This window comes from Pseudomonas viridiflava (genome assembly GCF_900184295.1).
In the GTDB taxonomy this organism is placed as follows: domain Bacteria; phylum Pseudomonadota; class Gammaproteobacteria; order Pseudomonadales; family Pseudomonadaceae; genus Aquipseudomonas; species Aquipseudomonas viridiflava.
Window position 1 is genome coordinate 2,481,859 of sequence record NZ_LT855380.1, and the last position, 26,481, is coordinate 2,508,339.

Annotated in this window: 21 protein-coding genes and 1 riboswitch; of the genes, 5 read left to right on the top strand and 16 right to left on the bottom strand. The window is 61.2% G+C overall.

Annotated features, from left to right (window positions below):
- The first annotated feature begins 162 nt into the window (after positions 1-162).
- On the top strand, positions 163-687 hold the full coding sequence (locus CFBP1590_RS11490) for a GNAT family N-acetyltransferase (protein ID WP_043305684.1): 525 nt from the start codon (positions 163-165) through the stop codon (positions 685-687).
- A gap of 26 nt (positions 688-713) precedes the next feature.
- On the opposite strand, the gene CFBP1590_RS11495 is transcribed toward CFBP1590_RS11490, so the two are convergent.
- The 5 genes from CFBP1590_RS11495 to CFBP1590_RS11515 all read right to left on the bottom strand — a co-directional run bounded on the left by CFBP1590_RS11495 (position 714) and on the right by CFBP1590_RS11515 (position 6,725).
- Positions 714-2,720: a peptidase U32 family protein gene (locus CFBP1590_RS11495; RefSeq protein WP_088235046.1), complete on the bottom strand. Its 2,007-nt coding sequence runs from the start codon at positions 2,718-2,720 to the stop codon at positions 714-716.
- A gap of 117 nt (positions 2,721-2,837) precedes the next feature.
- Entirely contained in the window at positions 2,838-3,629 is a 792-nt protein-coding gene (locus CFBP1590_RS11500; protein WP_088235047.1) for an ABC transporter ATP-binding protein, read from the bottom strand.
- The gene (locus CFBP1590_RS11505) at positions 3,626-4,648 is read right to left on the bottom strand and encodes a FecCD family ABC transporter permease (protein WP_025993538.1); all 1,023 of its coding nucleotides are present in this window, start codon (positions 4,646-4,648) and stop codon (positions 3,626-3,628) included. The genes CFBP1590_RS11500 and CFBP1590_RS11505 overlap by 4 nt, the downstream gene beginning before the upstream one ends.
- A complete protein-coding gene (locus CFBP1590_RS11510) occupies positions 4,645-5,658 on the bottom strand; it encodes an ABC transporter substrate-binding protein (protein ID WP_088235048.1) in 1,014 nt (337 codons plus the stop codon). The genes CFBP1590_RS11505 and CFBP1590_RS11510 overlap by 4 nt, the downstream gene beginning before the upstream one ends.
- Positions 5,659-5,793: 135 nt before the next feature.
- A riboswitch (cobalamin riboswitch) is annotated at positions 5,794-5,990 on the bottom strand.
- 18 nt (positions 5,991-6,008) lie between these two features.
- Complete coding sequence (locus CFBP1590_RS11515; protein WP_088235049.1) at positions 6,009-6,725, bottom strand: FadR/GntR family transcriptional regulator; 717 nt, start codon at positions 6,723-6,725, stop codon at positions 6,009-6,011.
- 108 nt (positions 6,726-6,833) lie between these two features.
- Here CFBP1590_RS11515 and CFBP1590_RS11520 point away from each other — a divergent pair, with 108 nt between their 5' ends.
- Positions 6,834-7,568, top strand: a complete 735-nt coding sequence (locus CFBP1590_RS11520; RefSeq protein ID WP_004885098.1) for a FadR/GntR family transcriptional regulator — start codon at positions 6,834-6,836, stop codon at positions 7,566-7,568.
- Between the two features lie 160 nt (positions 7,569-7,728).
- On the opposite strand, the gene CFBP1590_RS11525 is transcribed toward CFBP1590_RS11520, so the two are convergent.
- The 10 genes from CFBP1590_RS11525 to CFBP1590_RS11570 form a co-directional block, all read right to left on the bottom strand.
- Positions 7,729-8,451, bottom strand: a complete 723-nt coding sequence (locus CFBP1590_RS11525; protein WP_088235050.1) for an oligogalacturonate-specific porin KdgM family protein — start codon at positions 8,449-8,451, stop codon at positions 7,729-7,731.
- A 129-nt stretch (positions 8,452-8,580) separates the two neighbouring features.
- Positions 8,581-9,345 (bottom strand): ABC transporter ATP-binding protein, encoded by a 765-nt coding sequence (locus CFBP1590_RS11530; protein WP_004881921.1) that lies wholly within the window; start codon positions 9,343-9,345, stop codon positions 8,581-8,583.
- Positions 9,346-9,355: 10 nt separating this feature from the next.
- The gene (locus CFBP1590_RS11535; RefSeq protein WP_004881922.1) at positions 9,356-10,195 is read right to left on the bottom strand and encodes an ABC transporter ATP-binding protein; all 840 of its coding nucleotides are present in this window, start codon (positions 10,193-10,195) and stop codon (positions 9,356-9,358) included.
- A gap of 20 nt (positions 10,196-10,215) precedes the next feature.
- Positions 10,216-11,121, bottom strand: a complete 906-nt coding sequence (locus CFBP1590_RS11540; protein WP_004881923.1) for an ABC transporter permease — start codon at positions 11,119-11,121, stop codon at positions 10,216-10,218.
- Complete coding sequence (locus CFBP1590_RS11545) at positions 11,121-12,158, bottom strand: ABC transporter permease (protein ID WP_025993531.1); 1,038 nt, start codon at positions 12,156-12,158, stop codon at positions 11,121-11,123. The genes CFBP1590_RS11540 and CFBP1590_RS11545 overlap by 1 nt, the downstream gene beginning before the upstream one ends.
- A 41-nt stretch (positions 12,159-12,199) precedes the next feature.
- Positions 12,200-13,822, bottom strand: a complete 1,623-nt coding sequence (locus CFBP1590_RS11550) for an ABC transporter substrate-binding protein (RefSeq protein ID WP_088235051.1) — start codon at positions 13,820-13,822, stop codon at positions 12,200-12,202.
- Positions 13,823-13,914: 92 nt separating this feature from the next.
- On the bottom strand, positions 13,915-15,069 hold the full coding sequence (locus CFBP1590_RS11555) for a mandelate racemase family protein (RefSeq protein ID WP_058431611.1): 1,155 nt from the start codon (positions 15,067-15,069) through the stop codon (positions 13,915-13,917).
- Between the two features lie 390 nt (positions 15,070-15,459).
- Positions 15,460-17,145, bottom strand: a complete 1,686-nt coding sequence (locus tag CFBP1590_RS11560; RefSeq protein ID WP_088235052.1) for an ABC transporter ATP-binding protein/permease — start codon at positions 17,143-17,145, stop codon at positions 15,460-15,462.
- Positions 17,142-19,958 (bottom strand): M16 family metallopeptidase, encoded by a 2,817-nt coding sequence (locus CFBP1590_RS11565; protein ID WP_088235053.1) that lies wholly within the window; start codon positions 19,956-19,958, stop codon positions 17,142-17,144. Before CFBP1590_RS11565 ends, CFBP1590_RS11560 begins: the two co-directional genes overlap by 4 nt.
- Positions 19,959-20,008: 50 nt before the next feature.
- Positions 20,009-22,840, bottom strand: a complete 2,832-nt coding sequence (locus CFBP1590_RS11570) for a TonB-dependent receptor (RefSeq protein ID WP_058431614.1) — start codon at positions 22,838-22,840, stop codon at positions 20,009-20,011.
- Between the two features lie 366 nt (positions 22,841-23,206).
- Here CFBP1590_RS11570 and pmrG point away from each other — a divergent pair, with 366 nt between their 5' ends.
- The 3 genes from pmrG to CFBP1590_RS11585 are packed head-to-tail and all read left to right on the top strand — an operon-like array spanning position 23,207 to position 25,456.
- Positions 23,207-23,887 (top strand): lipopolysaccharide core heptose(II)-phosphate phosphatase PmrG, encoded by a 681-nt coding sequence (pmrG, locus tag CFBP1590_RS11575; protein ID WP_371306706.1) that lies wholly within the window; start codon positions 23,207-23,209, stop codon positions 23,885-23,887.
- Entirely contained in the window at positions 23,854-24,723 is an 870-nt protein-coding gene (locus CFBP1590_RS11580) for a phosphatase PAP2 family protein (protein ID WP_088235054.1), read from the top strand. Before pmrG ends, CFBP1590_RS11580 begins: the two co-directional genes overlap by 34 nt.
- Before the next feature lie 16 nt (positions 24,724-24,739).
- Positions 24,740-25,456: a response regulator transcription factor gene (locus tag CFBP1590_RS11585; protein ID WP_088235055.1), complete on the top strand. Its 717-nt coding sequence runs from the start codon at positions 24,740-24,742 to the stop codon at positions 25,454-25,456.
- Here CFBP1590_RS11585 and CFBP1590_RS11590 read toward each other — a convergent pair.
- A complete protein-coding gene (locus CFBP1590_RS11590; protein ID WP_088235056.1) occupies positions 25,443-26,480 on the bottom strand; it encodes an AraC family transcriptional regulator in 1,038 nt (345 codons plus the stop codon). The genes CFBP1590_RS11585 and CFBP1590_RS11590 overlap by 14 nt on opposite strands.
- Between the last annotated feature and the right edge of the window lies 1 nt (position 26,481).

A 26,481-nucleotide genomic window follows, 5' to 3' on the forward strand; every position in this document is an offset into this window, starting at 1 on the left:
GGAGGCGTTACCACGCTGGAGCGTGGGAACGATCATCATCGTATTCCCGCATGAGGACTTGTGTACACCGATGAGCGCAGTGCGATGGGCACGATCATTACCCGTATGAAGCTGGCGCAGCATTTGTATTACCCTGCGTCTTCATTCACAAGATCCGTTGCCATGACCCTTACTATCCAGGAAGTCACCCGCGCCGAAATTTCTGAAACCATCGAGTTCGCCATGCGTGCCCGAGCCGAGGTTTTCCCCATGCTCGATGCCGCCGTGCTCCCTGCCGATCTGGCAGCCTTCGAACAGGTGTACCTGAACGGCGACAGAGGAAAATTTCTGACTGCACGTCATGACGGGAAGATCATCGCGGCTGTCGGCTATTTGCCGTTCGATCATCGCTTTCCACAACTGGACTACGTCGGTCGCGATACCGTGGAGATCGTGCGCCTTTACGTCATGCCTCAGTTCCGGGGTGATGGTCTGGCCAGTCGCCTGTGTGAAGCGCTGTGGGCGCACGCCGAAGCTGGCGGGATAGAGGTGCTGTACCTGCACACCCATCCGTTTCTGCCCGGCGCGATCCGCTTCTGGGAAAAGCAGGGATTTTCGGTGACCGACGTTGAAACCGATCCGGTGTGGAACACCACGCATATGGAGTGCGTGCCTGGCGAGCGGCAACGGAATCCCGAGGGCGAGTAAACGCCTGCCCTCAGGACTGACTCATATCAGCGCGGAGCGCGCTGGCGTGCGGTCTTCATCAGGTCTTCAGGCGTGATATGGCCGACGACTGCCTTGGCCGCGGCGCTGCCCGGCAGTGGCAGGTCCAGAATGTGGCCTTTCATCTTGCCCACCACGTGCATCTCACAGGGTTTGCAGTCGAACTTCAGGGTCAGCACTTCGTCCCCATGAATCAGCTGCATCGGTGCGACCTTGGTGCGCACGCCGGTCACGCCCTTGGCCTGTTTCGGGCACAGGTTGAACGAGAAACGCAGGCAGTGCTTGGTGATCATGACCGGCACTTCGCCGGTCTCTTCGTGCGCTTCATAAGCCGCATCGATCAGTTGCACACCATGACGGTGGTAGAAATCACGCGCTTTCTGGTTGTACACGTTGGCCAGGAACGACAGGTGTGACTCAGGATAAACCGGAGGCGGCGTGGTTTCAGCCTTGCGGCCGCCCTGAGGATGCGCCTTGATGCGGGCTTCGGTCAGCGCTTCGATGGTGTCGCGGCGCAGGGTCTTGAGCTGGGAGTTGGGCACGAAGAACGCTTGGGGTGCGTCCAGCTTGATGTTTTGAGCGTAGTAAATCGTGGTGCCCAGTTGGGACAGCAGATCGCGCAACTGGTCCAGCGCCTGTTCCGGCTTGTTCGCCGCGCCAAACGGGCCGTCCAGATGCGTCGTGACGCTGACGCCTTCTTCGCTGATCGCGGTCAGGTTCAGGCGCTCTTCACGCAGTTCAACCTGCCATTGAATGCCGATCCGGCGTTCGGCCGAGGTCTTTAACAAGGCCTGCTGCCAGTTGTGGTCCAGGTTACGGCTCAGAGGGTGATTCGGACGCAGGCGGGAGAGGGCAGCCGGCATCTCGTTAGGCTCGACGCGATAGCGCCAGCGTTTTTCACCGTCTTCCTCGAATTCGCCTTTGAGCTCCGCGACGTTGGCGCGGAAACCCACCACTTCACGTTTGATCAGCACGTTCAGCCCGTCGCCGTTGGACAGCGGCTCGTGGGTGACGGCGATCAGGTCGCGCTTGCCCAGTTTCTCCACGTTGCCGACCAGCAGGCCGGTGAAGGTCGGCGTGTCGAACGCGCCGATGTCGATCTTGCGGTCGCTGACGAAATAATCGGTGCTGCCACGGTTGAAGGTCTTTTCCGGGTCCGGCACGAAGAAGTGTGCAGTACGGCCGCTGGAGGCGCGCGCCAGATCTGGGCGGTCTTCCAGAATATCGTCCAGACGCTGGCGGTAATACGCGGTGATGTTCTTGACGTAGCCCGCATCCTTGTAGCGTCCTTCGATCTTGAACGAGCGCACGCCTGCTTCGACCAAGGCACGCAGGTTGGCGCTCTGATTGTTGTCTTTCATCGACAGCAGGTGTTTTTCGAAGGCCACGACGCGACCCTGATCATCCTTCAGGGTGTACGGCAGGCGGCAGGCCTGGGAGCAGTCGCCACGGTTGGCGCTGCGGCCGTTCTGCGCGTGGGAGATGTTGCACTGCCCGGAGAACGCCACACACAGTGCGCCGTGAATGAAAAACTCGATGGCTGCGTCGGTTTCGTCGGCGATCTCGCGGATTTCCTGCAGGTTCAGCTCACGTGCCAGTACCAGCTGAGAGAAACCGGCCTGATCGAGAAACTTCGCCCGGCCCAGCGTGCGGATGTCGGTCTGGGTGCTGGCATGCAGCTCGATGGGCGGAATGTCCATGTCCAGGACGCCGAGGTCCTGCACGATCAATGCGTCCACGCCCGCGTCGTAGAGCTGGTGAATCAGCTTGCGGGCCGGTTCCAGCTCATCGTCATGCAGGATGGTGTTGATCGTGGTGAAGATGCGCGCGTGGTAGCGATGGGCGAACTTGACCAGTTCGGCGATATCGCTGACCTCGTTGCAGGCGTTGTGTCGTGCGCCGAAGCTTGGCCCGCCAATGTACACCGCGTCGGCGCCATGCAGAATGGCTTCACGGGCGATGCTCGTGTCCCGTGCGGGGCTGAGCAATTCCAGGTGGTGTTTGGGTAGGGACATGGCTACGGCATCCGACGGCGGGCAAAGCGCGCATTGTAGTGCCATGGGCCGCGCTGCGCACCTGCGCTGATCGCTGCTGCGGCATTTACTGACTGTCGGCGGGGGGAGGCGGCTGTTTCAGGGCGATCGCAGACGCAGAATCCGCGAGCCATCGAACGGGTCGGTCAGCCAGCGGCCCACCACCCCGAAGGTCTCCAGCAGCCGCTCGGGAGTCAGCACCTCGGCGGGTGCGCCCAGCGCGACCATGCGGCCCTTTTCCATGACCGCCACCCGGTCGCAGTCCAGCGCCTGATTCAGGTCATGCAGGGCGATGACCGTGGTCACCGGCAACGCCTTGACCAGACCGAGAATGGTCAACTGATGCTGGATATCCAGGTGATTGGTCGGCTCGTCCAGCAACAGGATGCCTGGCCTCTGTGCCAGCGCCCGTGCGATATGCACCCGTTGCCGCTCCCCGCCCGACAGGGTATGCCAGGCGCGCTTGATGAAAGGCAGCATGTCCACGTCCACCAGCGCCTGCCGAACGATACGGTCGTCGTTGTCGCTCCAGGGCGCCAGCGCCGACAACCATGGCGTGCGGCCCAGTTCAACGGCATCCAGTACCGTGATCGCGTCGCTGGTTTCTGCCTGTTGCTCGACCACCGCCAGCGCGCGGGCAATGTCGCGCCGGTTCAGGCTCGACAGAGGCCGTTCGCCGATCGTTACCTGACCGCTGGACGGCTTGTGGATGCCGGACAACAGCTTGAGCAGGGTCGATTTGCCCGAGCCATTCGGCCCCACGATGCCCAGCGTCTCGCCTTGCGCGATGCTCAGATCCACCTCGCGCAGCAGTGTTGCGCCACGGACCGAATAGCCAAGCCCCTTGCAACCGAGCGCTGGGGTGCCGATATCGGGAGTGAAGGCGTTCATCGTGTCCTGTTCCCTTGAATGAGGATCAGCGCAAACACCGGTGCGCCGATCAGGGCGGTGATCACCCCGATGGGCAGCGCCTGACCCTTGATCAGCGTGCGGGAAAGAATGTCCGCAGCGATCAGGAACAGCGCGCCGCTCAGGGCGCTCAGCGGCACCAGTCGGGCATGGCGCACGCCGGTGAGCATCCGTACAGCGTGGGGGATTACCAGACCGACAAAACCGATGGACCCCACAATCGAGACCATCACTGCCGTGACCAGTGCCGCAGTGGCGATCAACACGATCTGCACCCGCCGTACGGCGATTCCCAGAGACGCGGCGGAGTCACTGCCGAAGGTGAAGGCATCCAGTGCGCGCCGATGCCAGAGGCACACCAACAGGCCGAACAACGCTGCCGGAACAGCCATCCACACCGAAGGCCAGCGTACGCCACTCAGATTTCCCAGTAGCCAGAACATGATGCCGCGCGCCTGTTCGGAGCTGGCCGACTTGGTGATCAGGAACGAGGTCAGCGCGTTGAACAGTTGCGAGCCGGCAATGCCCGCCAGAATGATCTGCCCGGCGGCCGTGTTGCCTCGCGATGAGTGGGCGAGCAGGGCGACCAGAGAGAACGCCACCAGCGCACCGACAAAAGCGCCTGCCGACATGGAAATGACCCCGGCACCGAAACCCAGAATCGCGACCATGACTGCGCCGGTCGAGGCGCCTGCTGAGATGCCCAGCAGATAAGGATCGGCCAGCGGGTTGCGCAACAGCGACTGCAGCACCACGCCGCAAATGGCCAGCCCGGAACCGCAGGCAGCGGCGACGATGGCGCGGGTCAGCCGGTAGTTCCAGACGATGCCTTCATCGATGGGGTCCAGCGCGTAGCCCGCCGCCCACAGTTTATTGGCCAGCACCTGAAACACCACCTGCAGGCTGATCGAGGTTTCGCCAATGGCAGCGCCGACGATGATCGCCAGCACCAGCACTGCCGAGACCCAGATCACATGGCCGAGCGCGACGGGCAATCTCATGGAGTGGCGTTGAAGTGGTTGGCGGCGGCAGACAGCTCTTCGATGCCCGTGAACAGGCGCAGGCTGGCCTGCATGCCTTCGGCGTCGATGATCACGATGCGGTCATGCTTCACAGCGTCCATGTTGCGGGTCACCGGGTCAGATTTGAGGAATTCGATTTTCTTGCGGTAATCGTCGGCCGGGAAGCGACGACGGTCCATGCGGGCGATCACCAGGATGCTCGGGTTGGCCTTGGCGATGGTTTCCCAGCCAACAGTGGGCCACTCTTCGTCGGACTGGACGATGTTGCGCATCCCCAGATTATTGAGCATGAAGTCCGGAATACCCTTGCGACCCGCGACGAAAGGGTCGGCTTTCAGGTCGGAGCTTGAGAACCAGAACACAGCTGATACGTCTTTGTCGTGGTTCTGTTTGACGTTGGCCACTGCGGCGCTCAGACGGGCCTTGAGATCGGCGACCAGTTTGTCGCCGCGATCCTGCACGTCAAAGATTCGCGCCAGTTGCTCGATGCTCTTGTAGATGGTCTCGATGCGAAATGCCTCGAGGCGCGTGCCGTCGGCGCCAACCAGATTGTCCTTGCCTTCGCAGTCGGACGGCATGAGGTAGGTCGGGATTTTCAGTTCATGGAACTGCTCCCGCGTGCCGACTGCGCCTTGCTTGCCGACCATCCATTCCAGCTGCACGGCAACCAGTTCGGGACGTTTGCCGATCACTGCCTCAAAACTGGGTTCGTTGTTGGCCAGGCGCTCGACGTTGTCGTTCTGCTCTTTGAAGCGCGGCAATACATCGTTGAACCACAGGGAGGTGCCGACCAGTCTGTCCCCCAGGCCAAGCTCGTAAAGCATCTCCGTGCCCGACTGGCCGATGGTCACTGCTTTGGTCGGTGCATGCTCGAACGTCAGCGAGTAACCGCAGTTTTCAAGGGTCAGCGGATAGTGGGTCGGTGCGGCGAACGCAAGGCTTGAAAGGGTCAGGCTGGCAGCGAGTGCGGCAAGGCGGGGCAGTGACATGGAATGCGACCTCGATTCGAACGTGTGTCAGGGCGCACGCACAACAGGAAAACACATCCCTGCCTGCCGGAAACGGCAGCACTCGGCGCACTAAGGCCAGGCGCAAGGATGTCCTTCCCGGACACCCCGCCGGTTAGTGATTGATTCAGGTCGGCAGGTCTCCTGACTGGCACGTCATCGCCTGACTCCGGCCTTCCCGGGGATCACCCAGTGGCAGTGGTGGAGCTGGCTCGATGCCTACAGTTGCGGGGGCAGTTTCGTTTCGGCTCGTGGCGCGAGGCGGGCGAATTCCCTGTTAGTTCCTCTCGGAAACCGACGGGCGGCATGGTAAACGATAAGGGATGGGCTCGCTATGGCTTTGCACGCAGGCGTTGCAGGCTGTTGATCAGGTGCAGACGCATGGCTGCGCGGGCGGCGTCGCGATCCTGATGGGCCAGAGCGTCGAAGATCTGTTCCTGCTCGCGCTGCTGAATATGAGGATCGTCTTCCATCTGCAACGACGTGACGTTGCCGAAACCGCCGCGTGTGCGCGGCAGAATGCTGCTGCCCAGCTGGTTCATTACATCGGTGAAGAAACTGTTGGCGGTGCACAGGGAAATGCGGCGATGGAATTCGTAATCGGCCTGCAGGGTGTCCTGGCCGGTCCGTACGCAGCGGTGCAGTTCGTCGAGCGCCTGACGAATGGCGCTCAATTGCTCGGGCGTGCGACGTTGTGCAGCCAGCGCAGCGGCTTCGGGCTCCAGACTCAATCGCAGTTCAATGATCGCCACGGCGTCGCCAGGTGTGCCGATGGACAACTCGTCCGATTGATCGGCCCTGGCCTCGGAGGCGTCGACCACGAAGGTGCCGATGCCATGCCGGGTCTCGACCAGTCCTTCGGCCTGCAGGCGCGACATGGCTTCACGGACAACGGTACGACTGACCCCGGTTTCACGAATGATCACCTGTTCGGTGGGCAGCTTTTCGCCGCTCTGGATCTCGCCTTCGCGAATTTTGCGGGCGAATTCGGCGACCAATTGCTGGGTCAGGCTGGAACGGCGGCCTTTCGGGGATGCGGTAGGTTCCATGGCGGGTGATCAGGTCCGTGTCGGGGCGCTGAGTATAACCTCACTCAGGGCGTGTTTTGTGCGGGGATCGCAGCCTATACTCGGGTATTCGATAGACATGAGGCTGCAATGTCGGACAACGCGCTTTCCTCGCAAAAGAATCATCGCCGCCTGGCTGAAACCCTGGTTGACCGCTTTGCCCAGCGCATGCGTGACGGTGTGCTTCAGCGTGGCGAGAAGCTGCCTTCCGAACTCAATATCATGGAGGCCGAGGGCGTCAGCCGCACGGTGGTGCGCGATGCGTTGTCGCGGATGCAGGCGGCGGGGCTGGTGGAAACGCGTCATGGGGTCGGGACCTTCGTGCTCGATATGCCACCGCCGGAAGGGTTTTCCGTCGGGCCTGCCACCATTGTCACGGTGGCGGATGTACTGAACCTGCTTGAGTTTCGTCTGAGTCTTGAAGTCGAAGCGGCAGGTCTGGCGGCGCAACGACGCAGTCCTGAAGCATTGCTGGAGCTCAAGCGGGCCTTCGACGCGCTGCTGGAAGGGCCGCAGAAGTCCGGAACGACCATCAACGCCGACTTTCAGTTTCACCTCAAGATTGCCAAGGCGTCGGGCAATGCCTACCTGATCGATATCATGAAACACCTCGGCACCAAGCTGATTCCCCGCACCCGCATGAACTCGGCCTACACCGGCCAGAGCGACCGAAATGCCTATCTGGCTGGCATCAATGCCGAACACCGGCAGATCTACAACGCCATCGCCGAAGGCAACGTCGACGCCGCACGTTCGGCCATGTACCTGCACCTCAACGGCAGCCGCATGCGCCTGCGCAGGACACAGGCCCTGTACAGCGACTGACATCGAAGGGACGCAGAGCGTCCCGGTGTGCATGCCGACGCGGAGCATCGGCACGATCAACTTTGTCAGCCTTACGCTGATCGTTCCTCACGCTCCAGCGTGGGAATGCCTCTTGGGACGCTCCGCGTCCTGGCGACCTGCGGCAGTGCTCGGCCAGCCCTCAAAGAAAGTTGTACTGCACGCCCACCCGCAATCTCAGCTGGCGCTTGTCGTCCTCGGAGTTGACCTTGATGTCGCCGACTTCGAAAAACGGCACCCAGTTCTTGTCCCATTTGTACTTGAAGGCCGCATTCTGTTCGTAGTCGGTCTTGTCGTTGTCGTAGCGGATGTAGTCGGCGTCGAAGTAGGTGAACTGGTACTCGTATGACCAGGGGCCTTTGGTCGCGTAGTTGACCCAGACGTCGTAGCGGTTGACGGACTGATCGTTCATTTCATTGTCCGGCATGTCGCGGTTGACCCTGTCGCGGTCCAGCTTGATCGAGTCATACCGGTAGCGACCGGAAAGCGTGAGTTGATCGGTGACCTTGTAGCCGACCTTCAGCCCCATCTTGTAGGCCGTGGAGCGCTCGATGCTCTCCAGTGCGAGGGAAGGGGTCAGCAGCCATTTGTCATTGAGCTTGTGCTGATAACTCACCGTCAGTTCGTGGCCGTTGCCGACGGTGTTGTCGAACGCGACGTCCTGGCGATCACCCGCCGTTTTGTACTTCAGTTCACCTTCAAAGCCCCAGCCGCTGTCCAGCCGCGTGCCGAACTTGACCCGGTCGGCGTGCATGCGGGTGCTTTCTGCGTATTGGTGGCGATAGTTGATGTAGGCGCTGTCGGCATGGGTCCATGCGCTTGGGAACAGGGCGGCCAGGGAGAGCAAAGCGAATGATTTTTTCATTTTTTTATTCTTGTTCGAGTGAGAAAAAAGGTGTTTGAGGCAAATCGCAGGCAGCCGGACCCGATGGCCGATTCGGCCAGGGATCACGCTGTCAGCAGGGTTCGGTGGTGTGCAGGAGACCTGCAGCGGTCATCCGCTCGGGCGTACGTCCATGTCGCGACTGGCCTGGATCAGCAGTCGTGAGTAGTCGTGCTGCGCCTGATCGTTGCTCAACTGGCTGCTGTCGAGCGTCTCCACGACCTGACCCAGTTGCATGACGGCAACCCGGTCGCACAGGTGCGCGACCACGCCCAGGTCGTGCGTCACCATCAGGTAGGTCAGGCCCTGCTGCTGACGAAGGTCCGCCAGCAGGTTGAGGATTTCAGCCTGCACCGAGACGTCGAGCGCCGAAGTGGGTTCATCCAGCAACAATACGCGCGGCTCCAGAATCAGCGCTCTGGCAATCGCGACTCGCTGACGCTGGCCACCGGACAGTTGATGCGGATAACGAAAGCGGAAACTCTCGTTGAGGCCGACGCGGTTCAGCACGTCGCAGACGCGTCGGTCACGCTGGTCGATCTTGTGGATGCTCAGCGGTTCCTTGAGGGCCGCGTCAATGGTGTGACGCGGGTGTAACGAGGCGTAGGGGTCCTGGAACACCATCTGCACGGTGCGGTAGTGGCTGGCGTCGAGCTTGCGACCGACCTGCTGACCCGCGACGCTCAAGGCACCTGTCCAGTGGTGATACTGCCCGGCCAGACAGCGCAGCACAGTGGTCTTGCCCGACCCCGACTCGCCGACCAGTCCGAACGACTGACCCTGCTCGACCTGCAGGTTGACGTCGCGCAGCACCTGATTCAAAGCAGTGCCCGTGCCGAAGCTCAGGTTCAGTGAATTGACTTCAATCATTGCCATGGGAGCGTTCTCAGTGAGTGAGCCAGAGGGGATCGCGCTGCAATACCGGCAGGCTGGCGCGGGGGCGATCAAGACTGGGCAGTGCGGCCAGCAGGCCCTGTGTGTAGGGATGGCAGGCCTGATCCAGCTCATCGGCCTTGAGTGATTCCACGACGCGTCCGGCATACATCACCAGCACGCGGTCACAGAAATGTCGCACCATGTTCAGGTCGTGGCTGATGAAGATCAGCCCCAGATCCCGCTCGCTGACCAGCTCTTCGAGCACATTGAGGACCTGGCGGCGTACCGAAACGTCCAGCGCCGAGGTCGGTTCGTCGGCGATGATCACCTGTGGATCGGTGATGACCATCATCGCGATCATGATCCGTTGTCCCATACCGCCTGACACCTCGTGCGGATACAACTCGTAGACCCGCGCCGGTTCGCGGATGTGCACCTTGGCGAGCATGTCCAGCGTGCGTTCGCGGGCTTCCTTGCGCGATACCCTGTGGTGCGCCAGATAGGCCTCGGCAATCTGCTCGCCGACCTTGATCACCGGATTGAGCGAGTATTTCGGGTCCTGCATGATCATCGACATGCGTCGTCCGCGAATGCCCTGGATCTGTTTTTCACTGCATTCGAGCAGATTGACGTCACCGAAGCGCAGGGTTTTGGCCGTGATTCGTGCGCTGGCCGGGTGCAGGCGCAACAGGCTGCGCCCGACCGTGGACTTGCCCGAGCCGGACTCGCCGACAATCGCCAGCTTTTCACGGCCCAGCGTGAACGACACGTCGCGAACCGCCGCCGTGGTCTTGCCGGCGTTGTGGAACTCGACCCGCAAATCTTCTACCGCAAGCTTTATCTGAGACATGGTTATCGTCCTTGTTATTGTCATTCGCTGCGTGGATCGAGTACGTCGCGCAGGCCGTCGCCGAGCAGGTTGAACGCCAGGCTGACCAGCATGATGGTCGCGCCGGGCGCTGCCACCAGCCACCAGCTTTCCAGCATGTAGCGGCGGCCGCTGGAGATCATTGCGCCCCATTCCGGTAGCGGCGCCTGGGCGCCCAGCCCGAGAAAACCCAGTGCTGCTGCGGTAAGGATGATGCTGGCCATGTTCATGGTCAGGCGGATGATCACCGAGGACAGACACATCGGAATGATGTGACGGCCGATGACCCGTACCGACGAGGCGCCTTGCAGCTTCACGGCGACCACGAAATCGGCGTTGCGCAGCGACAGGGTTTCGGCCCGCGCCAGACGAGCGATGGGCGGCCAGGCGGTGAGGGCGATGGCAATCACCGCATGTTCCAGACCTGGACCCAGTGCCGCGATGAAGGCCAGCGCCAGCACCAGGCTCGGGAACGAGATGAAGATGTCGGTGATGCGCATGAACAGGCTGTCGACCCAGCCGCCGAAATAACCCGACACCGTGCCGATCAGCAGGCCGATGGGGCCGACGATCACGGTGACCAGCATCACGATGTACAGCGTGATGCGCGAGCCGTACACCAGACGGCTGAACACATCGCGGCCGTACTCATCGGTACCGAACCAGTTCTGCGCGCCAGGGCTGCGCAAGGCGGCGGACAGGTCCTGAGCGAGCGGATCGTGCGTCGCGATCCAGGGGGCGAACAGGGCGACGATCATCAGCGTGCTGATCACGATCAGTCCCGCCAGAGTCATCGGATTGCGCAGCAGGAAACGCATCAGTTTTGCGCTGCTGGTGGCGAAGGCCGCAAGGCTTGAAGTCGGGGCCTGAAACGTCGATTTGGCGCTGCTTGTCATGGAAGTCGTCATCAGCGGGTTCTCGGGTCGAAGACTTTGTAGAGGGCGTCACTGATCTGGTTCAGGACCACGAAGATCAGGCCGATCAACAACACGCAGGCCATCACTGCATTCATGTCGCCCAGCAACAGGCTGCTGGTCAGGTACTGGCCGAAGCCGGGCCAGGCGAAGACGGTTTCGATCAGCACCGCGCCTTCCAGCAGGCCGCCGTAGGCGAGGGCGACGATGGTCAGCAACTGCACACGAATGTTGCGGAACGCGTGGCCCCAGACAATGCGTCGTTGCGACAGGCCTTTTACCCGGGCGGTGATGATGTATTCCTGCGACAGCTGTTCCAGCATGAAGCTGCGGGTCATGCGACTGATGTAGGCCACCGAGTTGAAGCTCAGAATCACTGCGGGCAGCAGGATGTGGCGCAGCGCACTGCGAAACGCCTCCCAATCGCCGGACAGGGCGGTATCGATCAGCAGCAGGCCGGTGCGGGTTTCGATCAGGCCGTCGTAGGCCAGGCCGATGCGTCCCACGCCGCCTGCCCATCCCAACCAGGCGTAGAACACCAGAAAGGCCATCATGCCGAGCCAGAAGATCGGTGTTGAGTAACCGAACAGGGTAATGACCCGCGCGACGTGATCACCGGCGCGGCCCTGATGCGTCGCGGCGTAAACACCCAGTGGCAGGCCGATCAGCACGCCGAACAGGATGGCCAGGGTGGCCAGTTCCAGCGTGGCCGGGAACACCCTGGCGATGTCTTCGATCACCGGATGGCCGGTCAGCAGGGCCTTGCCCAGATCACCGTGCAACAGGTCCTTGAGGTACATGACGAACTGGGTGGTCAGTGGCTTGTCCAGGCCCAGCTCCTGATAGGCCTGGGCATAGGCGGCCGCGTCTGCATCCGGTCCGACGATGGCCAGTACCGGGTCCAGCGGCATGACCCGGCCGATGAAGAAAGTGAGCAACAGCAGGCCGAACAGGGTCGCCGCCACTGATCCGCTGCGACGGGTGCCATTGGCGACCCGACTGCTCCAAAATGAAATCGATGCACTCGACATGGTGTATTCCTGCCTTGGCTTGAGCGATTGAACGCGTGTGTTCAGCGTTGCTTGTAGACGTCACGCAGGCGCGTGGTGGCGGCGCTGTGCCCCAGGTATTCGCGCACGTCGGCGTGAATCACCACCTCGTCCGTCATCTGCGACACCGGCATGATCGGCCCGGCTTTCTGGTCGTAGAGGGTCTGGATGCGCTGGTAATCCGCCAGTTGCTGCGCGGCATCGCGCTCGCGCTCGGCCTGCTCGATCAGTTGATTGATCTCGGCGTCATAGAACGAGGTGCGCCAGCCCTGGAAGTTGCTCAGCCTGGCTTCCTCACGGTTGTCCGGGTTGTAGATCAGTGCGCGCAGGCTCGAGTGAGGATGACGTTCGGCACCGCCGCCGCCACGACCGACGAGAATGTCGAAGCGCCGGTCGCGCATCGCACCGTAGATCTGGTTGCCGGTGCCGGTGATGATGTTGGCGTGAATGCCGGCCTGAGCGAGGGTCGATTGCAGGCTGGTGGCGATGTTGATGAAGGGCGAGTCGGTCAGCGAACGAATAGTGATCCTGAAGCCATCCGGGTAACCGGCCTCGGCCAGCAGGCGTTTGGCTTTCGCGACATTCAGCGCGTAGCCCGGATCGTCGAGGCGGGCAGGCAGACCCAGTTGCAGCGGGCGCTGGTTGATCACGCCATAGTGCGGCATGACCACATTGTTGATGCCCTGATAGTCGATCAGCGAGCGAATGGCCTGACGCACGCGGATGTCCTTGAACAGGGGCTGCTCCATGCTCAGGGCGACGTAATAGATCGTGCCGCGCGGAATGGTCTGCACCGTGACCTCGTCCGAGCGGGTCAGTGCCTTGATGTCGGTGGCGGCCATGCCGCGTGCCACGTCCAGATCACCACGCTCGACCATCAGACGCAGGGCCTGGGACTCGGTCATGTTGCGCATGATCACCCGGCGCATCTTGGCCGGACCGCGCCAGTAATGGTCGAAGCGGCTCATCAGAATCACGTCGTTGGCGCGCCAGATGTCCAGCTTGAAGGCGCCGGAACCCGCTGTGTTGGTCGTCAGCCAGCCTGCGCCCAGGTCATCGCCTTTGGCGTGCTGCAGGGCAGTGACGCGGTCGATGATGAAGGCACTCGGCGAGGTCGCCAGCGTATTGAGCACCAGCATAGGGTCGGTGGCTTTGGGCAGATCGAGGACGAAGGTGGAAGGGCCTTCGGCGCGCATCAGCTCGCTGACGTTGCTGGCGGTGTAGCCGTAGGCTTTCCAGGTGGAAGCCAGCGCCTTGTTCAGCGTCACCACTCGTTGCAGCGACCAGGCGACATCCTGGGCGGTGAGCGGGTTGCCGGAATGAAAGGTGACGCCCGTACGCAGGTGAAAGGTCAGACGCATGCGGTCGGGACTGATTTCCCAGCGCTCGGCCAGGGCAGGGATCAACTGGTCCGGTCTGGCGGCGTCCTGCTCCAGCAGCATGTCGTAGACATTGGAATTGACCTCGGCCACTTCCAGTCCGGTGGCACCGGCAGGATCGAGTGACAGCAGGTTGATCATGCTCATGCCGACCACCAGTTGATCCACTGGTGTTTCACCGCGCGCCAGGGCGGGCGGGGATTGCATGAGTGTCGCCGTCATGGCGAAGCAAAGCAGCCAGGGCAGGCGCTTGGGCCAGAGCTTCATGGGTGCGGTCCTTTTTTATAGTTATTCAGACGCTTGTTTGTCGAAACACTTTTAGCGAGGGACGCCTCGAGCCCCCCTCGTTACGCCGCCTCTCAGTAGCGTTGTACGGTATGGGTCTCGATGTAGCTGAAGTTGATGTCCTCACCCAGCCCGGGTTTCTCGCTAAGGTGTACGAAGCCGTCCTTGTCCATTGGGTCGACCAACGTGTTGAGGTACGCCGGTACGTCATCGTAATCGAGAAACGGATGCAGCAGGCCGCGTTCGTACCAGCGACAGTTGCTGATCGCGCCGACCACGGCCAGGTTGGCGGCACCGTTGCCGTGCACTTCGCAATCCATGCCGAAGGATTCGGCCAGATGCGCGACTTTCAGGCACGGCCCGATACCGCCGACACCGGCCACGCCTGCGCGCAGGATGTCGCAGGATTTGTTGGCCACCCAGCTGGCGCGGCTGTGGTATTTGCCGGAAATGCTTTCCGGGCCGAGCACCGGAATGTCCAGGTTGGCCGCCAGCCACGCGTAGGATTCGGCGGAATCTTCCATCATTGGTTCTTCGAACCAGGCGAAGTCGAGCTTCTGCAGTTCGCGTCCGATGTACAGCGCGTCGGTGCGGCTGTACCAGTGATAACCATCAAGCATCAGGGCGATGTCCGGGCCGACCGCTTCGCGCACGGCGGCACATGCCTGAACGTCCATGCGCGGATCGGGCGCGAAGGAGATCGGAGGCATCCAGGTGTGCAGCTTGATGCCTTTATAGCCACGCTGGACCAGCTTCTCGGCGAACTGGCCGTATTCGTCCGGAGTGGAAAGGCCACCTGTCAGGTCGTCGCCGCACATGGTCGATCCGTACGCCAGCACCTTGTCGCGATAACCGCCCAGCAGCTTGTGTACCGGTTGCTTCAGCACACGTCCTGCCAGATCCCACAGTGCCTGCTCCACCAGCGCCAGTGCACGGTCGGTGAACTGACTGGCGCTGCCGCGTTGCCAGTGCGCCAGTTCCTGCCAGATCTTTTCCCGGTTCATCGGGTTCTGGCCGACCAGCACTTTCTTGACGAACGATTCGATGATGTGGGGACGGATCAGCTCGGGAGGGCCGAAGGAAAAGCCTTCGCTGCCGTCGTCACAGGCGATACGCAGCATGGCCATTCTGACCGGTTTTTCTTCGCCGGGATGGGCGTGGCCTGCGCTGTCTACAGCGCGTCGCGAGGGGAAGGTAAAGACGTCGACACTGACCGAAGTGATGTTCATGAGGGCCTTCAGAGTTATTGTAGTTATTCGAAAATTTCTAGTATGTCGTCATACAACGTTGGGCCGAGTATTTGTGCTTTTGTAGGACGATGTCAAGAGTCGTATGACGACTTTATACGATATAAACGCTGATTATAGAGCGTAATGTGGGTTGGGGTGTTTATGAGGCTTGGCTTGGGAGGTGATATGACGGCTGTAAAGTCATCATACCTTTAGATCGTTCATCGGTCTGTGAGAGGCGCCACCATGTCTTCGTAGCGCTGTCGCGCTGCAAACACCGGACTGTGGGAGGCGGCTTGCCGGCGATGAACGATGACGCGATTTTCCTGACCTGCCGCGTCGACTGCATCTCCGGCAGGCCGCCTCCCACGAAGGAGGATCACCAAGACGTTATAGGTCGTCGGAAAGCGCCAGCGCCCGCTCTTCTGCCTCAAGTTTCAGCGTGCGCGAGAACAGTCTGGCCACAGCGGGTTGATGGCTAATGCCGATGACCAACGTGTTTGGCAGTGCCCGTCGGACTGTTTCAAGCAACTGACAGGCGCTCGGTTCGTCCAGTTGATTGGTCGCTTCATCCAGATACAGCGTTTGTGGCGCACACAGCAGGGCACGGGCAAGACCGATGCGTTGTTGTTCACCGCCGGACAGTTCGCGGCTCCATTCGCGCTCGTGCGTCAGGCTGTCAGCCAATTGCGCGAGGCCTATCTGATGCAGCACCGACACAAGCACTTCGTCCGCCGGACAATCAGTGACCGGGTACGACAGCAATTGCCGCAGCGGCAGGCTGGGCAAGTACGGTTGCTGAGGTATCAGCAGGCTGCTTCCGCCCGGCAATTGCCAACTGCCCCGGTAGTAAGGCCACAACCCTTGCAGCGTGCGCAGCAGGGTCGATTTGCCAATACCACTGCGGCCCGCAATGCGTAGCCACTGGCCAGGCCCGGCGATGAAGTTCAGTTTGCCCAGCATCTGGCTGCCATCGGCGCGATGAATCTCCAGGTTTTCAACGCGCAGCACCGCACCCTGTTCAGGCCTGCTGACCTGCCCGCGTGTCGCTTCGATAGCCTGCTGAAATTGACCAAGACGTTCGACGGTGGCGCTCCATGCAGCCAGGCGCGGGTACACGTCGATGAACCAGCTCAGCGAGCCTTGCACCAACTGAAAGGCGTTGCGGATCTGCATTAGGCCGCCCAGCGTAATGGTCTTGGCGAGAAAGGCGGGGAGTGCGGCGAACATCGGAATGATCCGGCTGACCCGGTCGTAGCTGACCGTGAAGAACTGCAGCTTGCGCATGCGGTTCATCAGTTGCCACCAGTTGCCCGCGATGTGTTCGAAGCGTTCGCCCAGTTGCCGTTGCTCGACCGCTTCACCGCGATACAGTGCGATCTGTTCGGCATTGTCACGCTTGCGCAGCAGGCTGGCACGAAAGTCCGCTTCATAGCGCTGCTGCTGGTAATTCAACGGCTGCAACGGGCGACCGATGAAGTGCGTGAAGGCGGTGCCGAGCAGGGTATAGACGACCGCGATCCACAGCAGGTAGCCATGAATCGTGATCGTCTGGCCCAGCACCTGGAAATTCAGCACGCCGGACAGGTTCCACAGCACCACGGAGAACGCGCCGACTTGCGCGAGGTTGATGATCAGTGAAGCCAGCAGTTCCACACTTCGGTCGACCAGCACGGCGATGTCCTCGGCAATGCGCTGGTCCGGGTTGTCCGGCTCGCCGGTCAGGCCCAGCCGATAGTACGCCTGACCCTGCATCCAGTTTTCCAGCGTGCTGGCGGTCATCGCCCTCCGCCAGCGCAGCACCAGTGCTTTGCGCAGCCACTCCAGGTACACCATGATCACCACATAGGCGGCGATATAGATCACGTATTCGCCCATCAGCGCATACAACGCCTCGGTATTGAACCCGCCCAGCGCGTCGAAAAAGGTCTTGCTCCAGGTGTTGATCAGTACGTTGACCTGCACCACCAGAAGACCCAGGCCGATGACGCTGGCCAGTAGCACCCAGGACAGCCACTGCCTGCGGTCCAGCCAGTAAGGAGCGGCCAGTCGGTAGAAGGTTCTGAGGGTATTCATTGTCCTGCCGTCGCCTCTGGCGCAGACAACAGGCGCAGTTGCACCTGATTTCGGCCATTGAACAACTTGCCGGCCATTCGCTTGAGCGCCGTGACGGTCAGCGCGTCAGGCAGTCGTGCCTGTTCGGTGAGGTAGCGCGGATCACCCCAATGGCGCTCGCTGAGGATCAGGCGGCGCAGCTGCGTTTGCGGATCATCCTGCCGCAGGCGCTCCTGTTGTTTGAGACGACTGCGCGCTGTCGCCGCGTCTTTCTCGTTGAGCGTAACCGGCAGTGACGACAGGGTCTTGTTCGCCAGTTGCCACAACTCTTCGACCCGCGCCGGATCGCTGCTGAAACTGAGACGACTTTCGATGCGCTGGCTTTGCTGATTCAGGGTGCTGTCGAAGGACAACCGATAAACGCCCGAGGCCTCGCCCCGTAGTTGCCGTTTCAGCGCGGCACTGGCGATTTCCTGAAGCGCCGAAATCCGGGCGGCATCCTCGGGTGTCCACGGATGGGGTTTGAAGGTGATGACTTGCAGCAAGGCCCGCGGCTCGATCCCGATGGCCAACGACTGCTGATGCCGACCGTCGCGCTGTACCCGGACGTGGGGCTTCAAGGCTGCGCCGCGCTGAATGCTTGCCAGCTCGCTCTCGATCAGTGGTTGCAGCACCTGCGGCTCGACATCGGCCATCAGGTAAAAGGTCACCGGCGCCCGACTCAAGCGCTGCCAGTCATTGTTGAGCTGCGAGGCCTTCACCTGCGCAACGTCTTGCGCGGTCGGTATGACCCAGGTTTCCGGACCGTACTGTAGCTCGCGCAACGCTTCGTCCTGTCGTTCGCGAACATTGACGGTCTTGCGCGAAAGTTCGTCGGCCAGTTCGTCCCGCGCCTGCTCGACGGCCCTGGCGTCGATGCGTACCGCTTGGCCGAGACGATAGGTTTGCAGCAAGGCCTGCAAACGCTGCGGGGCAGGACGATCGCTTTTGGCGTCTAGCGTTGTGACGTCGATTTGCAACCGGTCCGTCTGCTGGTTTAACGACAACGACGTGCCGGACTCGCTGCGCCAGCGACGGATCTGTTCCTCGCTCCAGCCTTCTGGCGCGCTCTGCCCAGCCAGTTGCGCGGCCATCTGGTTGCGCCAGTAAGGCAGATCCGGCGTCATGAAGCCTGCGCTCGAGTCGGCCTGCATCACGAAGCGACCCTTGTCGCCGTTGCGCTTGAGCCAGACCAGTTTGTCGCTGTTGCTCAGTTGCCAGTGCTCGACGTTCTGTTCGGCGAACAGTTTTCGTCCGATGACCTTGCCAGTGCTGACCGCAGCGGGGACGTCGGGCAGGTCCGGAACCGCGACCTCTGCGGCAACGTTCACAGGCTCAGGCGGAGCAAGCGTGCTGCGGCGCACCTGAGCCATGAGCGCCTGGACGTCGCTCACGCCCGGCAGCTCAAGCGGGGTCAGGCCGGGCGCCATCATTTGCAGCACCTGATCCTGATTGTCGGTCCAGCGCACCAGGCGCGCATTGAGGTCATCAAGCGTGACCGTGTCCAGCACTGCCAGGTAGTGCGAGGCAATGTCGTGCTTGCTGGACACCACTTTGTTCTGGGTCGCCGCATCGTTCAGGCCGGTGACCCATTGTTCGAAGGTGCGTTGCCTGTTCTCGCTCAGCATCCGCCTGGCGATGTCACGTATGGCCTCGCGTTCCTTGTTCATGTCTGTCGCCTGCAACCCATGACGGCGCAGACGTTCTATCTCTTTCAACAACTGCTGCAAGGCCACAGCGTGGTTCTGACCTTCGACACCAGCGGCAATCCCCAGCACGCTTGAGTGATCGCCGATCAGGCTTTTCTGCACGGTCAGGCTGCGCACGCCCGGCTCGCGCGGCTGACGGCGCAACTGGGTCTGCAAAGCGTTCAGGGTCAGACGGTCGATCAGGCGTTCCCGAACACCGTTCAGCGTCGAAGTGCGGCTGGCCGGCTCATGCAGACGGAACAACAGGGTGACCTGATTGCTGCCGCTCTGACTGTCCTGCAAACGAACAATCTTCAGCGCCGGCTGCAGTGGCAACTCGCGATAGCCCTTGTCGGGCAGTGCCTTCGGTTTTGCCTGACCGAACCAGTGCTCGATACGGGCGGGAAGCGTGGCGGGGTCGATATCGCCGACCACGGTCAGCAGCATGTTGTTGGGCACGTACCAGCGCTGTTGGAAATCCTTCAGATCGGAAATCCGGGCCAAGCGGATCGCCGCTTCGTTACCGATGGTGCGGTGCGCGGGATAGCGAGATCCGACGCGTTGCGACGCGGTGCGCTGGTCGTTCATGCGCTGCGCCACGCCCAGGCCGCCGCGCCATTCCTCAATGACGATCGGCCGTTCGCGTTCGAGGTTTTCGGCGGTGTAATCCTGCGTCAGCGTCAGGGTTGCCAGCGCTTGCAACGCCTGTTCGGTCTGCACCGTGCCGCCCGGCGGGCTCAGCAGGTACTGGGTACGGTCATAGCTGGTCATGGCGTTGTAACTGCGACCCTGGATCCAGCCCCACTGGTTCATGAGGCTGCGGATATCCTGCGATTGCTGGCCACGGCTGTAGAAATTCAAATGTTCGACCATGTGCGCGACGCCCACTTGATCCTCTTCTTCATCCACTGAACCGGCCTTGACGGTCAGGCGCATGTCGATGCGTCCCGGCTGGCCGGTTTCGCGCACCAGACGGTATTCCAGGCCGTTGCTCAACTGGCCACGCGTGACCTGGTCATCCCAGACCTGAGCCTCTTGGCTGTCAAGCATGCGGGCGCAGCCGCCCAGCATCAGCAAGCCGATCAGGCTCATGATTATTTTGTTCATCAGGTATCCCGGTTGAAACGTTTTTAGAGGTGTGGGCGAAGAGCGTGCGGTCAGAAGCGGTAGCCGACTTCCAGCCAGTACTGACGGCCGACTTCATAGGTCGTGTTGCCGCCCCGGCTGACGATGGAGTTCACCCGGTCGGCAACGTTGGTGACGTCCACGGCGACGAACACCGCTTCGTCCTTGCCGGTCGGCAGCTCCCAGTCGACGCGCATGTCCCAGGTAGGGGCCGCGCTAACGCTTTCGGTTTCGAAGACCGAGACGCTTCTGCCATCGATGATCACGTCGTCGTTGGTGTTGACGATCTGGTCGTAGGGGCCGCGGTAACGGAAGAAGTTGCTCCAGGTCAGGTGCAGTTGCGGGATTTCGGTGATGGTGGTCATGCGCGCTGTCCACGGCCGGTTGAAGTTGCCGGCCGGCAGGTCGCTGTACTTGATCAGGCTGCCGTCGTAGAGCACGTCATCGTTGAGCAGCAGTTCGGAGTTGATGGCGTCGTCGTAGTTGCCGTAGGCGTCGCGGGTGCGCGACCAGTCGAAGGCCATCTGCACGCTGGTGCGGGTGCCTTGAAGTTTCAGTTCCTGCAACGGCGTGATGCTCAGGGTAACGTTGTCGCTCTCGCTGGAGCCTTCGTTGGTGTAGGTGTAGTACTCGGTGGCGTAACCGGGCTCGCTCGGCAAACCCTGCACGCGGCCCAGCGAGCGGTTGATCTTGTCCTTGCCCTTGCGGTTGACGTATTTCAGGCGAAAGTCAGTATCCAGCCAGCGCTGGTCCAGGCCCAGGGTCAGTTCGTCGTCGTAGGGAATGTCCAGCGTCGAGAATTTGCTGAGGCTGCTCTGGCGCGTGCCGCTCCAGGCGCCGGTCTGGCTGGTGCGTGTATAGCTGGTCAGCAGCGAGTTGCGGCCATCGGCAAGGCGGTACTTGAACAGGTTGCGGCCGTAATAGCGGTTGGCACCGAACACCACCACCGTGCTGCGATCACCGAACACGTCGTAGTCACCGGAAAAGCGCGGGGCGACGGTTTTCTTTTCCATGTAGTCATCGCCTTCGAAACGCAGGCCGGGGCGCAGGGTCAACTGGCCCAGTTGAATCTTGTCCTGCATGAAGAAGGCGTACTTGTTTTCGGTTTCCTCGAGTTTGCCGGCGGCGTATTCGGTTCTGCGGTTGGCGTATTGACGGCGGTTGCCATTTAGCAGCGGGCTGACCGAGCACAGTTCATCTGCGCCACAGGTGGTGCCGTTGTCGCGGGTGAAACCGGTGGCGGCGACGACGGTGTCGGGGCGCTCCCAGGTTGCGGTCTGATGCGACAGCTCCATGCCGGTGGTGAAAGTGTGTTCGGTGCCTGCCAGTTCCACGGGCAGCCAGTCAGCCTTGGTGGTGTAGGTGACGCCGCGCTGGGTCTGATCCAGGGAGCCGAATGCGCCGTCGGCACTGCGTGCGGTAGTGCTGCTCGGGTTGCCCCAGTTCTTGGTCTGCGAGTAGTACCAGTTGGTGTAACTGTCGGACTCGGCATCGCGTGAACTGGTGAGGTTGGTCAGCGCCAGTTTGTGGGTCCAGGTGGCGTTGTCGGCAAGCCAGGTGGCTTTGAGCGAGCCCTGATAACCGCCGCCTTCGGTGGTGAAGCCGGAGTTGATGCGGTTGGCCTGGAAGTAATAGCTCTCTTGCGGCGCATAGGTCAGCGAGGTGTCGAGAGTCAGCCGGTCGTTGACGTTCCAGTAGGTCTTGACCAGATAATTGTCGATGCGCCGGGTCTGGTCCTTGCTGTTGTCTGCGTTGGGGCTGCTGTAGCCGTTTTCGAAGGCATTGAGGGCGATGGTCGAGCGCTTCTGCGAGAAGTTGAGAATCGCGCCGAAATCTTCAGTCAGATGACCTTCCAGCGTGCCGCGTACGGTGGTCTTGTCGAAATCCGGCTGATATTGCTCGTCGGACGCGTTGTCGAAGTTTTCCTGATCGTCCTTGCTGATGTGGTATTTGGTCCAGGCAGAACGGGTCATGGACGCCGAGAGCTTGCCGTGCAGCTCCCGGGTCGGCTTGCGGGTCACGGCATCGACCACGCCGCCATTGAAGCCGCCGTACTCCGCCGGAACGTTGCTGTCGTAGACGCGTACTTCCTGCAACAGATCGGCGTCCAGGGCGATGCCATGGGAGCGACTGGGTGCGGAGTCGAACTGGCGCACCGAGTTGTAGTCGTGTTCGCCGGGGTCCAGATCGTTGTTGATCGAGATGCCGTCGATCATGAAGTTGTTCTGATAGTACTTGGCGCCGTTGATGCTGATGTCGGCGGGGTCGATCTCGCCCGGTGAGTTGGAGCTTTGCTGGTTGCTGTCGAACTGCACGCTGGGGTGCATGCGCAGCAGGGTGGTGATATCGCCGTTGGCACCTGGAAACGCCTGAATCGCCTTGCGACCGATGACCGTTTCGCCCTGAAAGCTGTTCTCTTCAGGCTGGCCGAGCACCACGGTGCTCTGCAATTCCATGGGTTTGTCGAAAGTCAGGCCGCCGCCCAGATGAAAGACCAGACTGCCTTGTTCGTAGCGCCATTCCACGCCACTGCCGGACAACAGTTTTTTCAGCGCTTGCTCACTGCTCATCTGACCTTTGACCGCTTGCGAGTAGCGGTTGGCCAACAAGCCGGGATCCACCGACACCTGCAAGCCGCTCTGCTGACCGAAGCTGATCAGCGCTGCGTCGAGTGTCTGCACCGAGATATCGAAGCTGTGCAGGGTTTGTAGGATCGGCTCACGTTCGTTCAGCGTGGTACTGGCCATGACGTTCTGGCTGTTGATGGCCCAGCAAAGGCTCAGGGCGCTCAGCTGTGCGGCATGGTTCAAATGCCTGCGGATCGCCGTGGTCAGGTTTTGCGACGGCTGAATGTTCGGTGTCATCCCGTGTCCCTATACGAGCTTTGGCCCGCAAACTTTGAATGAGAATTGATCTCAATGTATGTGCGAGTCAAAGGACGGGACAGCCGCAGGAATTTTCAGGAAAAACGTTAAATAATTTTCATCCGGCATGGCGCAGAAACGCCATAGTCAAGCCTGGGGTTCTTGCAGCCCTTATGGCACGTGGCCTGTACGCTAAACGGCGTAGTCAGGGCGATGCAAGTCATTCGCACCTTGCAACGTCTTTTTCACATCTTCTTCACCGCTTCCGCACGAAGCCGACCCTATCTTGGCCGCAGCTGAAATAACGCAGATGTCCAGTACAGGAGCGGCCACGTGGCGCGCAGTTCAACCAGCAGAGACGGGGCCATGACCAGACCCTGGTTCTTCAGGTCGGCTACCGGGAAACCGTTGCTGACCAATCGACAGATCGCCTTGATGCTCGCCGTGGTGGCTACCGCTGCCATTGGCGTCTGGGGTGTGAGCGTCTTCAAGGCAGCCCACGTCGTCAACCTGGGCACCAACGGCATGTTGAAGAAATCGGGCCTCTACGCGCACTGGAAGCAGGGCGATGTGGTGGTCATGATTCGGCATGCGGAACGCTGTGATCGCTCCACCAATCCCTGCATGGCGGACGCGCAAGGCATTACGCTCAAGGGCAGTGAGGAGGCGTTGGCGGTAGGCGCAGGTCTCAAACGTCTCGGGTTCGTGGATGCCCGGATGATCACCAGCCCCAGAATGCGTACCCAGCAGACCGCCGACCTGATCTCCGGGCACGCCGTCGCGAACGAAGCGTGGCCCAACGACTGCAACGGTAATTTCAAGAACGCCGTACAGGCGCACAAGGTCAAGGGTGAAAACATGATTCTGATCACCCACAGCGGCTGCATCGATCAGTTTGAGCGCAAGCTGGGTGTGCCCTTCAATGAACGCTCCAGCGCCTACGCCGAAGCAGTGTTCGTTCAGGTGGACGGCACGCACACCCCGAAAATCCTTGGATCCCTGAATGCCAGGCAATGGGCAGATATCGACAGCGAGCAACTGAATTGAAGACACCGTCCAGCGCCCGTTACACCTTCTACCGCAACAATCTGGTGTTTCCTTTACTGTTCGGTCTGGTGGTGTTCGCCGTCTTCGACCTGACCCGACTCGATATCCTGATCAGCAACCTGCTTTTCGATCCGGTTGCGGGCCATTTCCCGATTGGCGAAAGCCATCTGTTCGAAAAGATCACCCACAACTGGGCCCGGATCATTCCGAACTGGACGGGTGAGTTTGCGATCATTGGCGCCTTGCTGTCGTTCATCTGGCCCGCGCTGCAATACCGCCCGAACGCCCGTCTGACGCGCTGGGTCGGTCGCAGTCGTGGCGCAACCGCGTTGCAGTTTTTCAGTCGGCACCGGCTGGATTTTTTCTTCGTGGTCGTCGCGTTTGCGTTGAGCACCGGGATGATCCATTTCCTCAAGAGCCACACCAGCATCTATTGCCCGGTTGAAACCACGCTGTACGGCGGGGTGCAGGCTCAGGTGGAATGGTTCCGCAATTTCAATCTGTGGCATGAAGCGGGGGCAGGGCGTTGCTGGCCGGGTGGTCATGCATCGAGCGGCTTCAGCCTGTTGGCTCTGTACTTCGTTGCCCGTCGCTATCGCTGGCAGCATTCGAACCGCCTGCTGATCGGGATTCTGCTGCTGGGCATGATTTATGGCACCACACGGGTGCTGCAGGGCTGGCACTTCATGTCGCACACGTTCTGGGCCGGGCTGGTCGTGTGGCTTAGCACGCTGCTGGTTGCGCTGTGTTTCTATGGCCGCTCGCGGTTGCAGCAACCCTTGTCGGATGCGCCTGATCGCCAGCTTGTCATGGCTGGCTCCGGGTTGGTCAGGTAAAGACAGGAACGCTGCCATGAACATTCTGGTCATCGAGGATCACCGTGATATTCACGACAACCTGCTGGAGTTTTTCGAGCTGAGAGGGCACGCGGTCGAGGGCGCGCTGGACGGTCTGAGCGGACTGCACCTGGCGGCGTCGAAACGTTTCGACGCGATCATTCTCGACATCATGCTGCCCGGCATCGACGGCAACCAGATCTGCCGCAGTCTGCGTCAGTACTCACAGTCAGAGGTCGCCATTGTCATGCTCAGCGCCCGCGACGAGCTGGAAGACCGCCTGATCGGCTTCAAGGTCGGCGCCGACGACTACATCACCAAACCCTTCGCCATGTCCGAGGTGCTGGCCCGTGTCGAGGCGGTCGTCGGACGTCGGCAGCGTAAGGACAACCGGCAGATGGTGGTGGCGGATCTGGTGTTCGATCTCGATACGCTGGAAGTTTCGCGACGTGGCCTGCCTTTGAAGCTCAACCCGACCAACATGAAGCTGCTGGAATTGTTGATGCGCAAGAGTCCGCACATCGTCAAGCGGGCCGAGCTGGAGGAGGTGCTGTGGGGCCGCGATGCGCCGAAAAGCGACAGCCTGCGCAGCAACATCCACACGCTCAGACGTGTACTGGACAAGGATTTCGACACGCCGCTGCTGCACACCGCCCACGGGCTGGGTTACAAATTGTGCGAGCAAAGGGTGCTTGGCGATGTGCCCTGCAAGCGCCCCTTCAGTCGAAGCTGAACAGGCGCTGGATCAGCGTAGGTGTACTGCCGGTCCAGCGTTTGAACGCACGGCGAAAATTCGCCGGGTCGTTGAAGTTCAGGTATTCGGCCACTGCCTCGTTGCTCATGCCCTTGATCTGATACAGGTACAGCGCGACGTGCTTGCGCGCCAGGTCGTGCCGGGCCTGAAAGCAGGTGCCGTGCTTGTGCAGCTTGCGCTTGAGGGTTGCCGGGCTCATGGCAAAGGTCTGCGCCACCTGTTCCAGACTGGTGGCGTCGCGCACGGTGTCCGTAAGGTGTTGGTGCAGCCGGTCCAGCAGACTGGCGCACATGCCAAGCGCGGCGAGCTGCGCCGCGGCTTCCCGCTGGGCGACCTGCGCCGCGATGGGAGAAGCGCCGGGCCATGGCCGCGTCAGAAAATGCCGGGGCAGGCGCATCATGTCCAGAGGCCGTTCGAACGCGGTGTTTTCGCCCAGATGTACCCAGTACTGCTCCACATAACGCGGCTCCGGATAACTGAAGCTGCATTCCCACGGCAGGCGCTCGCCACTCAATTGCTGACTCATGGCAACCATCGACGTCATGGCTGCCTCCAGCAGAAACACCTGCTGTTCGCCCGCACCGCAGTTGTCCAGCCAGTACAGGTAGGCGAACTGCTCGTCCAGCTCCAGCCGAGGGGTCAGCAACGGGCTGAGCAGGGCGCGCTGATGAATCACGATCTCCAGCGCCTGATGCAGGTTCTGGGCGTGGCGGAGAGCGTGGCTGGCGGCGCCGTAATGGCCGGGAAACAGTCGCTGGCCGAATAGAAAGCTGGTGTCGTCAGCCTCCATCTGCCGCTGTGCGTTGCTAATCAGGACAAAGCACTGTTGCGGGCTCAAGCGCGTATTGCCCGCCAGAATGTCTTCGTAGAAAAGTCCGGTGCCCCTGAGCAGCCGATGACTGTCCAGCCCGCGCGACAATGCCAGATCGATCAGCGTGGCGGGCTGATAATGGCCGGGGATGAAGCGGCTGTCGGCTTCGTACCAATCACTCTTGATGGTCACG